The following is a 14,185-nucleotide window of genomic DNA, read 5'->3' on the forward strand; positions in this document are numbered from 1 at the left end:
CCCTTGATCGTGAGGCCGCCGTACCCATCTCAAAGGGCGGGGCATATCACCAGGATCAGGGCAGAGATATGAGCATCGAGACGCTGGACGGCGAAATCATCACTTCACGACTGGACGATGCGCGCACCTATGAGGGCGTGCGCACGCGGCGCATCTTCGCGTTTATCGTTGATTATGTGATCGTGGCTCTACTGTGCGTGCCCTTCGCGATCATCGTCTTCCTGCTCGGCATCCTTACGCTCGGGCTTGGCTGGATGCTGTTCGGCGCGCTGTTCCCCACGGTGGCGCTGCTCTACATCTGGTTCACGCTGGGCAGTGCAAGCCAGGCGACGGTCGGCATGAACATGATGGGAGTCCGGCTCGAGCGGCTCGACCAGCGCCCCGTGGATGGCGTGCTCGCGCTCGTTCATACGGTGCTCTTCTGGGCAGGCAACGTCATCCTCACGCCGCTGATCCTGCTGGCGCCGCTGTTTCTCGACCGCAAGCGGACCCTCCACGACCTGCTTCTCGGCACCGTCGTCGCACGCACGGATCGCTAGAACCCGGCCATCGGGCCAATGTGACATCTGCGGGCTTGCCAAGCCAGCAAAGTTGACGTCTTCATTGGTATTCGAGACCTTCATCCGAGGTTGCACATCCGGGGCGAATCGCCAGTCGACGGTCCATGAAGCATCAGCCAACCAATTCTCCGCAATTCTTCCTCACGGCACCTTCGCCCTGTCCCTACCTGTCCGGCCAGTTCGAACGGAAGGTGTTTACCCACCTCGTGGGCGACAAGGCGCCCGAGTTGAACGACCTCTTGACGCAGGGCGGCTTCCGACGCTCACAGAACATCGCCTATCGCCCGGCCTGCGAAACCTGCCGCGCCTGCGTGTCGGTGCGCATCCTTGCGCAGGAGTTCAAGGCGACCCGCAACATGAAGCGCGTGTGGCAGCGCAATGCCGACCTGATCGGCGTCGAGCACCAAGCCGAACCCTCGACCGAGCAATATTCGCTTTTCCGGCAGTATCTGGACGCCCGTCACAAGCGCGGCGGCATGTCCGACATGACGGTGCTCGACTACGCCATGATGGTCGAGGACACGCATGTGGAGACGAAGGTCATCGAATACCGCAAGCGTGGTCCGGCTTCCTTCATCACCGGCAAGGGCGAAGGGGATCTGATCGGCGTTGCCCTGACCGACCGGATGGCCGACGGGCTGTCGATGGTCTATTCCTATTTCGATCCCGACATGGAGGACCGCTCGCTCGGCACCTACATGATCCTGGATCATATCGAGCGGGCGCGGGCAGCCGGCCTGCCGCATGTCTATCTCGGCTACTGGGTCGATGGCTCGCCGAAGATGGCCTACAAGGTACGCTACCGGCCCCAGGAGCATCTCGGCCCGCGGGGATGGGAGCGTTACGGGGAACCGTCAGGCTGAACTCCCCTTCGACGCCACAACTCAGACCAACGCAATGAAATAATCGGCCGTGGAACCGCGACGCCGTCGGCGTCGTTGTGGCAGTCTGTCCGCAAGGCCCCGCTTCGGACCGCAGGATTCGCAAGCCAATGCGCTGTCACGTCATATTCAATTCCAATTCCGGCACCGCCTTGGAAACAGGTCTCACCGGCGATGATCTTCGTGACCGCCTGGTCGACTACGGTCACGAGGCGACGGTGGATGCCGATGCCGACCGGCCACTGGCGGAACGGATCGCGGAAGCAGTGGCGAGCGACGCGGAAGTTCTCGTCGCGGCCGGCGGCGATGGCACGGTAACGGCATTGGCCGGCGCCATGATCGACAGCGACAAGGCGCTCGCGATCCTGCCGATGGGCACGGCCAACCTGCTGGCCCGCGACCTTGCCATCCCGCTCGATCTCGACGAGTGGCTGGAGGGCTCGGCCGGCATGCGGGTGCGTCACATCGATGTCGGTTTCGTCAATGGCCACCTCTTTCTGCACAAGGTGGTGATCGGCTTCGTGCCAGGTATCGCCGCCGGGCGGGAGCTTCTTCGCGGACGCGAGAGCTTCGTCGCCAAGCTGGCGTTCATGCGCTATTTCTTCCGCCGCCTCTTCCGTTCCCGGCGGCTGGCGGTCGAGATCGCCCATTCAGACGGCGAGCGGCGCATCCACAGGGTGCAGGCCGTGGCGGTGGCCAGCAATGCCTATGCGGAGGGTTTTGCGCGCTTTTTTTCGCGCCCGCGGCTCGATGCGGGCATCCTCACTCTCTACATCCTCAAGCATCTGAGCGTGGGCGATCTCCTGCGGCTCTGCTTCGGCTTTCTGCTCGGACGGTGGCGCAGCGACGACGCTCTACAGGTCGAGAGCGTCGAGGACGTGACCATACGCAGCCGGAAGAAATCGCTGAACGTCATGCTCGACGGAGAAATCGTTGCGATTGAGCCTCCCCTTGCTTTCTCGATACGCCCCGGTGCACTGAAGGTGCTGGCGCCGCCGGTGGCCACAGATGACGAGACAATTGAAGGCCCCGCATCGGTGGGCCGGGAGAGCTGAGTTCATGCGGATCGCGCATCTTTCGGACCTGCATTTCGGCAAGCACGACGAGGAACTCGCGGAGGGCCTGGCCGCGGAGCTTTCCGGACAGAAACCGGATCTGGTCGTCATCAGTGGCGATTTCACCCAACGCGGCACCGCGGCGGAATTCGAAGCTGCACGGGCCTTTCTCGATTCGCTCGACATCCCTTTCTTCGCAGTCCCGGGCAATCATGACATACCGCTCGCCAACGTCATGAAGCGGTTCGTCAGCCCCTATGGTCTCTACAAGCGCTACATCTCGCGCGACATTGAGCCGTTCCTCGAACTCGGCGGCGTCGCCCTGGCCGGGTTGCGGACCTCGCGGCGCGCGCGCCTGGGCCTGAACTGGGCAGATGGAACGATCAGCCGCGACCAGTTGAAAGACCTTGAAAAGCGGTTTGCGAAGGCATCTCCCGACGCCATTCGCATCGTCGTCGCGCACCATCCGCTGATGCATCCTGAAGAGCCAATGGCCAAGCCGATGCGCCGGGTCAAGCGGGCCGATCTTGCGCTGGCCACCTTCGCGCGGCTCGGCGTGCGCCTGGTTCTGTCGGGACATTTCCACATGTCCTACGTGCGGCGACACGAATCCGGTGCGGAGATCGCGGCCGGTGCCCCGGTCGGCGCAAACGAAGCGGCAGCAGCGCCGGTCATGGTTGCGCAGGCGTCAACCACGATATCGACACGGCGGCGCGCCGGTCACCTCAACGCCTATAATCTCATCGACATCGAGAACGGCGACGTGCGCGTGGGCCTGCGCGAATGGCAGAAGACCGGCTGGATGACACGGCAGGACGTGACCGCGAAGGCTGCACCGACGGCGGAGACGCCATCGGCTGCCCCCGCGCCGAAGGTCAGCCGCGGCCGCGCACGGACCCCCAAATCGTAAGCACGACGACCGCACCGACGATCGAAGCCAGGAAGCCCGCGGCTTCGCCCTCCTGATACCATCCGATCTCCTGCCCTACCCAAGTGGCCAGAACGGCACCCAGAATGCCGAGGATCGTGGTCAGGATGAAGCCGCCGGGATGATTGTCGCCGGGCGTGACGAGCTTGGCGAAAACGCCGGCGAAGAACCCTATGATGACGGTCCAGATGATCGACATCCCACCCCTCCAATGATTGACTGCCGCACCATAACGCAGATGCGGCTCCATTGTTGCGCGGTTCAGCGCGAAGACGATGCGCGGCGCGCACGCTCGATCTCGCCCAGCACGATATCGGTCGCGATCACACGCGCCGGGCGATCGGTTTCCAACCGGGCACGCATCCTCTGGAAACCTTCGAGCTGCGCCTTGCGGGCGGGGGAATCGACCAGCAACTGCTCAAGCTCGCGTGCAAGACGCTGCGGACGCAGATACTCGTCATAATATTCGGGGATTATCGGCCTGTCGGCGATCAGGCTCGGGAGCGCCGCAGACCAGGTGGTGATCAACCCGCGCGCAGCCCGCATCATCCAGTCGGATTTGTAGCAGGACACCATCGGGATGCCGACGAGAGCAAGTTCCAGCGTAACGGTGCCCGACGCAGCCAAGGCGGCGTCCGCGCGCGCGAAGGCAGCCCATTTCTCCTGTGCACCGGTGACGATCTCCACGGCAAAGGGCCAACCGGCCACGGCATCCCGGATGGCAGGCTCCAGACGCGGCAATGTCGGCACCACGATATCGAGCCGGTTGCCCCGTTCCTTCAACAGTTCGAGCGCCTTGCCGAAAGGTTCGACCAGCCGGGCGACTTCCGATCGGCGCGAACCCGGCAAGACGAGCAGTGTCGGGCTTTCGCTCGCCTCCTCACGTGCCGCCCGCGCCGCGACGACGGACGCGATGTCGGGATCGGCTGTCAAGCGGTGGCCGATGAACGTGCCCCGCGGCCCGTCCAGGCGCCGCAGTTCCTCCGGCTCGAAGGGCAGCAGGCACAGCACGTGATCCACCTGGCTCTTCATCTTGTGCGCGCGACCGGGCGCCCAAGCCCACACGCTGGGGCACACATACTGAATGATCGGAATGTCCGGCCGGCGCGCCTTGATGCGGCCTGCGACCCGCAATCCGAAGGCAGGACTGTCGATGGTGAGCACGCAGTCGGGATCGAAGGCGGAAATCGACCGCGCTGTCTGCCCGATGCGCATGACGAGCCGCGGAAGATCCCTGACGACGGCGGAAACACCCATCAGCGCGATTTCGGAACCATCAAAGAGAGAGCGAAGCCCTCTGGCTTCCAGATGGCGGCCTCCGACGCCGCACAATTCGACGGTGCGACCGGTTCGCGCCTCGATCTCGCCAATCAGATCGGCGGCCAGCATATCGCCGGACTCCTCGCCGGCAACGATTCCGATCTTCAGCGGAGCGGTCATGAGCTGTGGTCCTCGCGTCGGCGTCCCACCACGAAAAGCCCCAATTCGTCCGCAAGTTGGACGACGCGGCTGCACTCGAGGATGAAAGTCCGGTCCGCCTCGACGGCGATGCCGGCCAGACCGGCCTTATGTGCCCCTTCGACCGTGCCCGGTCCGATGGCCGGCAGGTCGGCGCGCATCTCCTGGCGCGGCTTGGCGCATTTTGCGAGAACACCGCCTTCGCGCCCGCCCAGGCGGCCGTGATCGCGCATGGCGGCCATCCGCTCCAGGAGGCCATCCGTTCCCTCGATCCCCTCGAGGGCCACCGCCCGTCCACCAACGGCAACCGCTGCCTGGCCGATATCGAGATCACCGATCGTCACCGCCGCCTGAAAGGCAGCGGCAATGTCGCGCTCATCGGCCTTGGAGGGCGCGCGGCGCGTGAGAAGCTGAAGCGGCGCCAACAGGTCAGGGACAATTTCATGGGCGCCCAGAACCCGGAAGCCACTGGCTTCGAAATAGTCCAACACGGCCCGCAGCAGGCCGTCGTCGCCGCGGGTCAATGCTCTGGCGATCTGCGGGAGCAGCCCCAACATGCCGAGCCGCCACTTCATGCGCGACAGTGCCGGACGACGGGCCACGCCGCCCGCAAATATCATGTGGCTGGCGCCGGCTCGCCGCAGGACGGCAACAAAATCGCAGAATTCCTCCAGCGCCATCGTGACGGTCTCGCAACCTTCGAAATCCTGGGCGCGGGCTTCTTCCGCGAGCAGGATGACGAAGGGATGATGTCCCGTGCGCAGCAATGTCTGCGCGACCTCGACGGGAAGCGCTCCACTGCCTGCAACGATGGCGATCCGGCGCGCGCCCGCCACGGCCGATGTTGCTGGCTCAGTGACCGCCTGCATCCGCATCGTCTTGGCCCCCGCCCCTGTCGGGAAGGGTGAACTGACGCTTGCCGCGTTCCGAAAGGAAAGTGACAATCTGCATGGCCGGCTCGAAGTCGGCATAGGTCTCCCCGGCCCTGGCAAGGTTCTCGGCCAAACCGGCATCGCCAGCAAAGATCGCGCGATAGGCCTCGCGCATGCGCCGGAGTTCGCTGGCGCTGCGGCCCGAGCGACGCAGACCCACCACATTGAGACCGCGCAGGCGCGCGCGGTTGCCCGCGGCGATAGCGTAGGGAATCACATCGCCGACGATCGCCGTCATGCCACCGATGAAGGCGTCATGACCGATGCGCACGAACTGGTGGACAGCCGACAGGCCGCCAATATTGACCCGGTCGCCCAGTTCCACGTGGCCACCCAGCGTGGCAACGCTCGCCATGATGACGCCGTCGCCGACGTGGCAATCGTGGCCGATATGGACGTGGTTCATGAAATAGCAGCCGTCGCCCACAGTGGTGGTGCCCCGGGCGGTATCGGTGCCCAAGTGCATCGTCACGCCTTCACGGATGACGCAGTCGCGCCCGATCGTCAGCGTCGTGCGTCCACCCTTGTGCTTGAAGTTCTGCGGCGGCGAACCGAGGACGGCCATGGGATGGACCTCGCAACCCGCCCCGAGGGTTGTGGCGCCAAGGATCGAGACATTGGAAACGAGTTTGACACCGTCGCCCAGGACCGCATCGGCGGATACATGGCAGAAGGGGCCGACATGCACGCCGGTACCGAGCCGGGCGCCATCCTCGATGACGGCCATGGGGTGTATGAAAGTGTCGCTCACGAACCCATCTCGTCTACCTAAGCCTGCTTGGGCGACATCATCGCCGAAATTTCCGCTTCCGCCACCTTGGCCCCATCGACGATGCCCTCGCAGGCAAAACGCCAGATATTGCCGCGCTGCTTGAGCTTGCGCACGTGCAATTCCAGCCGATCGCCCGGCACCACCGGCTTGCGGAACTTGGCATTGTCGATCGTCAGGAAATAGACCAGCGACGGGCTGCCGCCGCCTTCGGCACGCATCGTGCTGGCGATGCAGATGGCGCCGGCCGTCTGGGCCATGGCCTCGATGATGAGCACGCCTGGCATGACCGGCTGATCGGGGAAATGGCCCTGGAAATGCGGCTCGTTGATCGTCACGTTCTTGATGCCCACGGCCGAATTGTCGCCGTCGACGTCGACGATACGATCGATCAGAAGCAGCGGGTAGCGATGCGGCAACAGCGCCAGAAGGCGCATGATGTCGAATGTCTCGAGCGTGTTGGCTGCGTCTTCAGTCATGTCGTCTTTCCGTGTTTCTGGCGGCAGCCAGTTTGCGCAAGGCGAGCTGCTCGCGGAATAGCTGCTTTATGGGGCGCGCCGGCGTGCCTCCCCAACGCTCGCCGGCCGGAATGTCGTGCATGATCCCGGAAGAGGCGGCAACCGCCGCACCGGCACCGATCGTCACGTGATCGGCGACACCCGCGCCCCCGCCCAGCATGGCCCCATCGCCGATCCTGACGGAGCCCGACAGGCCGACCTGACCGGCGATGACGCAATGGCGACCGATACGGCAATTGTGCGCAATCTGCACCAGATTGTCGATCTTGGTCCCCTCCCCGATCACGGTGTCGCTCAGCGCACCGCGGTCAACGGTCGTGTTGGCACCGATCTCGACCCGGTCCTGGATGACCACGCGCCCGAGCTGCGGAACCTTGTCGAGGCCGGCGGCCCCGGGGATGTAGCCGAACCCATCCTGGCCGATCCGGCAACCGGGCCCGATGATGACCCGGTCACCTAGAAGGGAGAACTGAACCGTGGCGCCGGGGCCGACATAGCAATCGCGCCCAATGCGGCAGTTGGGACCGATAACGGCGTTGGGCGCAATGATGCTGCCGCGGCCGATCGCGGCGCCGGCAGCGATCACCGCGCCGGGTTCGACGATGACACCGGCCTCGAGACGCGCGTCATCGGCGACGTGGGCGGCAGGCGAGATGCCCGTCTCGCCGGTCATGGCGGATGGCGTGATCGACGAGGGGAACAGAAGACCCGCGATCCGGGTGAAAGCGGCGCGCGGCCGATCCGACAGCAGAAGGACAAAACCGGCTGGAATCTCAGCGGCGAAATCATTCGGGCAGAGCAGCGCCGCCGCGGATATGGAGTCCAGCGCAGCCAACTGGCGACGGGATTCCAGAAAGACGAGCTTGTCTTGCCCGCCCTCATCGAGCCCGGCAACGCCGTCGATCACGATATCAGCCGTCTCCGGATCCGCCAGTTCGGCGCCCGTCAGAGCTGCCACTTCACCGATGGTGAAGCGTCGCGATGGTTCGAAGAACACCGGATCCGTCATGCCTGCCTTCGCTCCCGGGCCATATCGGGGGCCCAGGAGAAACTCTGCGCTGGATCAGAACCGCGTCGAAACGCCGAAGCTGAAGTTCTGAACCCGGTCGCCGTTCTGCTTGAGCACGGGGAACGCGTAGTCGAGACGCAGCGGACCAAAGGGCGAGGCCCACATGACACCCACGCCGACGGAAGCCCGCCAAGCCATCGCATCGCCGGTCACCTGACCGGTGAAGGGACTGCCGTAGAGCGTCGCCGCATCGGCGAAGAGCGCACCGCGAAGACCGAAATCGCGAGGAATCGCCGGGAACGGGAACTGAAGTTCAGCCGAACCATGGAAATAGGTCGTCGCACCCAGGTGATCGCCAGTGGCAGAGTCACGCGGTCCAATGCCGTTGTAGTCGAAGCCGCGGATGATGCGCTCGCTGCTGTTGAACAGATCGAACACGCGAAGACCGCCGCCGCCGAGACTGGAGACGTGACCGCCACCCGCCGTCAGCACACCGACCAGATCCAATTCCTCCTGAAGGAGATGGTAGTACTGGCCACGGCCGGTGAACTTCACAAAACGGGCATTGCCACCAAGGCCGGCGAACTCCGTGTTGAAGTTCGCAAAGATGCCGGTGCGCGGATCCCGCATATTGTCGATCGTGTTGTAGCTCAGCCCAGCGCTGACCGAGGACCGGGTCCAGGGACTCTGGTTCTGAATGGCATCGCTCAAGATCGGCGACAGGTTGCAACCAGTAGCGGTCGGATCCGGGTCACAGTTTCCGCGGAAGCGGTACTGATCCTGAACGAAGTTGTAGGCCAGGTTGGCAGTCAGCGCCTGGGTGATCGGCAGGCCGAAGCGAACCGTGCCGCCCGTCGATTCCATGCTGTACTTGTCGAACTGCCGCGTGGAACGGAAGATGTCGAAGCCTGCCGAGATACGCTGGCCCAGGAAGTAAGGCTCGGTGAAGGAGAAGGCGAAGTCGCGCGAGCGCTGGCCACCACCGGCGGAGACGCGGATCGACTGACCGCGGCCGAGGAAGTTGCGTTCGGCGATGGCGCCTTCGACGGAGAAGCCGCTCTGCGCCGTTGACTGACCGGTCGTGTAACCGGCGCCCAGCGAGAATTCGCCGGTTGCCTTCTCGACGACCTCGACGACCAGCACCACCTGATCGGCTTCGGAGCCGGGCGCGGTGGACACGTTGACCGTCTCGAAGAAGTCGAGATCACGCAGACGACGTGCGGCACGCTGAACGAGAACCTGGTTGAAGGCATCGCCCTCGACGAGGTCGAATTCGCGGCGAATGACGTAGTCGCGGGTACGGGTGTTGCCGCGAATCTCGATCCGCTCGACATAGGCGCGCGGGCCCTGGTCGATCTGGAAGACGATGGAGATCGTGCGGTTGTTGAAGTCGCGATCACCGCGTGGCGTGACCTGAGCGAAGGCATAGCCCATGCCGGCCAGATGCTCGGTCAGAGCGACCAGGGAGTTCTCGACCTCACGAGCCCGGTAGGTGTTGCCCTGACGGACATCGAGGAGACGACGCAATGCCTGGGCGTCAACGCCCGGGATGGTGCTGTCGATCTCGATGGCGCCGTAGCTGTAGCGCTCGCCCTCGTTGATCGTGAAGACGATGTTGTACTCGTTGCGCTCCTCATCAAGCTCGCCAACAGCCGAGATCACCTGGAAATCGGCATAACCACGGTTGTAGTAAAAGGTACGCAGCGCTTCCTCGTCGGCGCGCAGGCGATCCTCGTCATAGATATCGTTGCGGGTGATCCACGACAGTATGTGGGACCGCTTGGTGGTGATCACTTCGCGCAGACGCCCATCGCTGAACGCGGTGTTGCCCCCGAAGGTGATGGAGGAGATGCGCGTACGGCCGCCTTCCTGAATGTCGTAGACGATGTTGACGCGGTTGGCGCCGAGATTGACGACTTCGGGACGGATGACCACATCGCCGCGGCCGACGCGCTGATAGGCCGCGCGAATGGCTTCCATGTCGGCGTCGAGTGCCGCCTGCGAGAAGGCGCGGCGCGGCTGAAGCTGCGTGGCCGTCGTCAGCTGATTGTCGCGCACACGGCGGTTGCCGCGGAAAACGACCTGATTGACGATGGCATATTCCGTGACCTGCACCACGAGAGTGGAACCGGACTGACTGATGCGCACATCGGAAAAGAGTCCGGTCTCGAAGAGGCGCTTAACGGCTTCGTCGATGTCGGTATTGGTGAAGTTCCGACCGGGTACGATGCCGATGTAGTCGCGAATCGTCGACGCTTCGACGCGTTCATTACCCTGAACGGAAACATTCGAGACGACGGCCGCAACGGCCTGCGTGACTCCGACGAATTGGAGCGCCCCCGCGCCCGAAAAGATCAATCCGGCCGAAATTGCCGCTGCTGATGCAGCGGATTTGAAACGTGAAGTGGCCTTCATTTGGTGCTCAAACCCTGTTCTCGTTGTCCCCACGGCGAGAAGTCCGGACGCCACGGCTTTCAATGGCTAACCGTAATAGCCGGATTTTCACCACAAGCAAGGAAAACGGTTAAATCGCATTTACTAATCACGAGGGCGTGGCATTCGCGACACGCCTATCCCCGCGCATGGTAAACGAGTCCTCAATCCGACGCTTGCGCGCCCCTCAGCAGCCGAAAATGTCGTTCCAGAACACGAATAGCATGAAACCCAGCACGAGAAACAAGCCAACACGATAAAAGGCTTCCATCACGCGTTCGGAGACCGGTCGTCGCGCAATGGCCTCCACGCCGTAGAAGACAAGGTGGCCGCCATCGAGAGGCGGGATCGGCAGCAGATTGAGAATGCCGATTCCCACCGACAGCAGCGCCACGAGTTGCACCAGCCAGACGAAGCCAAGGGAAGCCGCCTGCCCGGACATCTCGGCGATGCGTACGGGCCCGCCCAGTTGGCACCGATCCTCGCGACCTGCAACGAAGCGCTGCAGGAACTGGCCGGTCCGCTGGATGATGTGCCCGGTCTCTATGACGCCTTCGACCAGCGCTTCCGCAGGATTGTAGGTCACCAGCCGCGGTTGCCCCATCTCCTGGTTGTTGACCACGCCGATGGCGCCGATACGGATCGAATTGCCCAAGGCGTCGGTCTGCTCCAGCAATTCGGGCGTCGCCGCAAGTTCCAGTTCCTGCCCATCGCGCAGCATGACGAAGGTGAGCTGGTCGCCGGCACGCCCTGAGACCAGGCGTTGCACGTCGGAGAAGGTCGACACGCGGGTGCCGTTGATGGAGACGAATCGGTCCCCCGGCGCAAATCCTGCGGCCTCGGCCGGGCTTTCGGCGCGCACTTCGGCAACGGTCGGCTCGGTCACATATTTTCCGTAGAGCGCGAACATCACGGTGAAAACGGCAATCGTCAGCACGAAATTCGCCATGGGTCCCGCGACCACGGTGGCGGCGCGCTTCCATACCGGCTGGATGTGGAAGGCCGTCGGCCGTTCGGCCTCGCTCAACTCCTCGGCATCCTCATGCCGCGGCTCGCTGGTGACAGCCATGTCGCCGACGAACTTCACATAGCCTCCCAGCGGTATCGCTGAGAGTCTCCACCGTGTTCCGCGCCGGTCGGTGAAGCCGAAGAGTTCGGGACCGAAGCCGATGGAGAAGGCCCTGACGCCGATGCCGCACCAGCGGCCGACCAGATAGTGGCCCATCTCGTGGACGAAAACGACGACCGTCAGGACGAAAAGGAACGGCACGAGAATGCCGAACACCAATCCCTGACTGCCGAAGATGGAGGTAAGAATTTCGCCCATTGCGCTGTTGCCGCCCGATGGTTTGCTGGCTGCGTGGATTGATGCCCCTAAAGGCCGGTCCAGAAACGGACCGCCTCAGCCAGCACTGAAGAATGCCTGTGCCGGATCGCTGGGACCGGTGAGCAGGATGCCGACGACATAGAACGCGACCGCGGCTGCTACAAGACCATCCACCCGGTCCATGACGCCACCGTGACCGGGGATGAGGTTGCTCGAATCCTTCACCGTGTAGCGGCGCTTGAGATGTGATTCGAAAAGATCGCCCATCTGGGCGACGACTGACAGCAGCAAAGCCAGCCCGGCGAAGACCGCCAGGCCGAGCCGCACATCTGCAAGCAATGCGACCGTCAGCCCTGCCGCAACCCCGCCAACTGTCCCGCCGATCGCACCACTCCAGGTCTTTCCAGGAGAGATTCGCGGTGCGAGCTTGGCACCGCCGATCGCCCGACCGACGAAATAGGCCGCGATGTCTGTGACCCAGACGACAGCGAACAGGAACAGGATGGCCCAGAGCCCGGCGGCATCCCCGCCCCTCAACATGGCGAGCGCGATCGCCGACAACCCCGCATAGAGGATGCCGGAAGGCGGCCAGTGGTCGTGGCCGGAAAACCGTGCCACGACGACCGCGATCACGGTGGCGACGATCGTCAGGATGAGAAGCAGGCCGGGCGCCGCCCCTGCCACAAGCAGCAGGGCAATGGCACCGAGAAGCGCGGCGATGACCCAGTGGGTTCGCCCCCAGTCCCTTCCCGCAGTGATGGTCAACCACTCATAGATCATCGCCAGCGCGACGATCGCGACGAACAGCCTGAAAGCCAGGCCCCCCATCCACGTCAATGCCAACGCCAGCGGGATCAGCACCAGGGCGGAAACGACCCTCAGGCGCAGATTGCTGGAGCCTGCCGGCTGCTGCCCCGGCGGGGGGCTGGAAACGCTCATAGGGCAACGTCGCGCGCGGCGACACCGCCAAAGCGACGGTCGCGTGCAGCATAGGTCCGCACTGCCTCGGCCAGTCGCTCGGCATTAAAATCCGGCCAGTAGCACGGTTCGAAATGAAGCTCGCTATAGGCTGTCTGCCACAGCAGGAAGTTGGACAGGCGCTGCTCGCCGCTGGTGCGGATGACCAGATCGGGGTCAGGGATGCGCGCCGTGTCCAGGAAGGAGACAAAGCTCTCCGGCGTGATCTCCTCCGGATCGAGGGTGCCGGCCGCGGCAGCCTGGGCAATGGTGCGGGCAGCCCGGATGATCTCGTGGCGCGACCCGTAATTGAAGGCGATGACGAGGTTCATCGCCGCGTTGTTCATGGTGAGGTTCTCGGCCTCATCGACCATCGAACGAATGTCAGGCTCAAGCCCTTCGCGGTCCCCGATCATGCGCACGCGCACGCCGTTCTGGTGGATTTCAGCGAGATCGCGACGCAGGAACAGGCGCAGGAGCCCCATCAGGTCGCTGATTTCGGATCGAGGGCGAGACCAGTTCTCGGAAGAAAAAGCGTAGACGGTCAGCCAGTCGATGCCGAGGTCGCCGGCGGCACGAACGGTGCGCCGAAGCGCTTCGACGCCGGCGCGATGGCCGGCAGCCCGCGGCAGGCCCCTCGCCTTCGCCCAGCGGCCATTGCCGTCCATGATGATCGCCACATGCGCGGGTATCAAATCGGGATTCCTTTCCCGTTTCCGGGTCCGCCGGGCATCCTGCAGCTAGACTTGCATGATCTCGGTTTCCTTGTCCGTCAGAAGCGTATCCACCTGAGAGATTGTCTCGTCGGTCATCTTCTGGACGCGGTCGGCGTGCGTACGCGAATCATCCTGGCTGATTTCGCCGTCTTTTTCCGCCTTCTTCAAGTTCTCCATTCCGTCGCGGCGTACATGACGCACGGCCACCTTGGCACCTTCGGCATATTGATGCGCGATCTTCACCAGTTCCTTGCGGCGCTGCTCGTTCAGTTCGGGCAGCGGGATACGCAGATTGGTGCCATCGACAATAGGATTGAAGCCAAGATTGGATTCGCGGATGGCGCGGTCGACGGCGCCGACCAGCGACTTGTCCCACACATTGACGGCGATCATACGCGGCTCCGGCACGGTGACCGTCCCAACCTGGGTCAGCGGCATAGTCGACCCGTAGGCCGGAACCTGAATCGGGTCGAGCAGATTCGCCGAAGCCCGACCCGTCCTGAGCGAGGCCAGATCGGATTTAAAGGCACTGATGGCGCCATCCATGCGCCGCTGCAGGTCGGAAAAATCAATTCCGGAACTCATGAAGAACTTCCTCCTTGGCCGGGGTCCTCGCGTCGCATCAGGGAAAACCCCCGAAGG

Annotated in this window: 15 protein-coding genes; 4 read left to right on the top strand and 11 right to left on the bottom strand. The window is 63.7% G+C overall.

Annotated features, from left to right (window positions below):
• Nucleotides 1–68 precede the first annotated feature (68 nt).
• From GRZ55_RS18380 to GRZ55_RS18395, 4 genes are all read left to right on the top strand, one after another.
• Nucleotides 69–539: an RDD family protein gene (locus GRZ55_RS18380; RefSeq protein WP_169288417.1), complete on the top strand. Its 471-nt coding sequence runs from the start codon at nt 69–71 to the stop codon at nt 537–539.
• Nucleotides 540–664: 125 nt separating this feature from the next.
• Nucleotides 665–1,423 (top strand): arginyltransferase, encoded by a 759-nt coding sequence (locus GRZ55_RS18385; RefSeq protein ID WP_169288418.1) that lies wholly within the window; start codon nt 665–667, stop codon nt 1,421–1,423.
• A gap of 128 nt (nt 1,424–1,551) precedes the next feature.
• On the top strand, nt 1,552–2,496 hold the full coding sequence (locus tag GRZ55_RS18390; RefSeq protein ID WP_169288419.1) for a diacylglycerol kinase family protein: 945 nt from the start codon (nt 1,552–1,554) through the stop codon (nt 2,494–2,496).
• 4 nt (nt 2,497–2,500) lie between these two features.
• Nucleotides 2,501–3,406 carry a metallophosphoesterase gene (locus GRZ55_RS18395; protein ID WP_169288420.1) on the top strand — a complete coding sequence of 302 codons (906 nt, stop codon included), beginning with the start codon at nt 2,501–2,503 and terminating at the stop codon, nt 3,404–3,406.
• Here the strand turns inward: GRZ55_RS18395 and GRZ55_RS18400 are convergent.
• The 11 genes from GRZ55_RS18400 to frr all read right to left on the bottom strand — a co-directional run bounded on the left by GRZ55_RS18400 (nt 3,372) and on the right by frr (nt 14,128).
• On the bottom strand, nt 3,372–3,623 hold the full coding sequence (locus tag GRZ55_RS18400; protein WP_169288421.1) for a GlsB/YeaQ/YmgE family stress response membrane protein: 252 nt from the start codon (nt 3,621–3,623) through the stop codon (nt 3,372–3,374). The two genes, GRZ55_RS18395 and GRZ55_RS18400, sit on opposite strands and share 35 nt — an antisense overlap.
• A 62-nt stretch (nt 3,624–3,685) precedes the next feature.
• A complete protein-coding gene (gene lpxB / locus GRZ55_RS18405; RefSeq protein ID WP_169288422.1) occupies nt 3,686–4,864 on the bottom strand; it encodes a lipid-A-disaccharide synthase in 1,179 nt (392 codons plus the stop codon).
• Nucleotides 4,861–5,751 carry an LpxI family protein gene (locus GRZ55_RS18410; protein WP_169288423.1) on the bottom strand — a complete coding sequence of 297 codons (891 nt, stop codon included), beginning with the start codon at nt 5,749–5,751 and terminating at the stop codon, nt 4,861–4,863. Before GRZ55_RS18410 ends, lpxB begins: the two co-directional genes overlap by 4 nt.
• On the bottom strand, nt 5,735–6,565 hold the full coding sequence (gene lpxA, locus GRZ55_RS18415) for an acyl-ACP--UDP-N-acetylglucosamine O-acyltransferase (RefSeq protein WP_169288424.1): 831 nt from the start codon (nt 6,563–6,565) through the stop codon (nt 5,735–5,737). The genes GRZ55_RS18410 and lpxA overlap by 17 nt, the downstream gene beginning before the upstream one ends.
• 17 nt (nt 6,566–6,582) lie before the next feature.
• On the bottom strand, nt 6,583–7,062 hold the full coding sequence (gene fabZ, locus GRZ55_RS18420) for a 3-hydroxyacyl-ACP dehydratase FabZ (protein WP_169288425.1): 480 nt from the start codon (nt 7,060–7,062) through the stop codon (nt 6,583–6,585).
• Nucleotides 7,055–8,110, bottom strand: coding sequence for a UDP-3-O-(3-hydroxymyristoyl)glucosamine N-acyltransferase (gene lpxD / locus GRZ55_RS18425; protein ID WP_169288426.1), 1,056 nt, complete (start codon nt 8,108–8,110; stop codon nt 7,055–7,057). Before lpxD ends, fabZ begins: the two co-directional genes overlap by 8 nt.
• 54 nt (nt 8,111–8,164) lie before the next feature.
• Nucleotides 8,165–10,525 (bottom strand): outer membrane protein assembly factor BamA, encoded by a 2,361-nt coding sequence (gene bamA, locus GRZ55_RS18430; protein ID WP_169288427.1) that lies wholly within the window; start codon nt 10,523–10,525, stop codon nt 8,165–8,167.
• A gap of 205 nt (nt 10,526–10,730) precedes the next feature.
• Entirely contained in the window at nt 10,731–11,870 is a 1,140-nt protein-coding gene (gene rseP / locus GRZ55_RS18435) for an RIP metalloprotease RseP (protein ID WP_169288428.1), read from the bottom strand.
• Nucleotides 11,871–11,945: 75 nt separating this feature from the next.
• Entirely contained in the window at nt 11,946–12,809 is an 864-nt protein-coding gene (locus GRZ55_RS18440; RefSeq protein ID WP_169288429.1) for a phosphatidate cytidylyltransferase, read from the bottom strand.
• Nucleotides 12,806–13,567, bottom strand: a complete 762-nt coding sequence (locus tag GRZ55_RS18445) for an isoprenyl transferase (RefSeq protein WP_169288496.1) — start codon at nt 13,565–13,567, stop codon at nt 12,806–12,808. The genes GRZ55_RS18440 and GRZ55_RS18445 overlap by 4 nt, the downstream gene beginning before the upstream one ends.
• The gene (frr, locus tag GRZ55_RS18450; protein WP_169288430.1) at nt 13,568–14,128 is read right to left on the bottom strand and encodes a ribosome recycling factor; all 561 of its coding nucleotides are present in this window, start codon (nt 14,126–14,128) and stop codon (nt 13,568–13,570) included.
• Nucleotides 14,129–14,185 lie beyond the last annotated feature (57 nt).

It is taken from the genome of Chelativorans sp. ZYF759, from assembly GCF_012911015.1.
Classification (GTDB): Bacteria; Pseudomonadota; Alphaproteobacteria; order Rhizobiales; family Rhizobiaceae; genus ZYF759.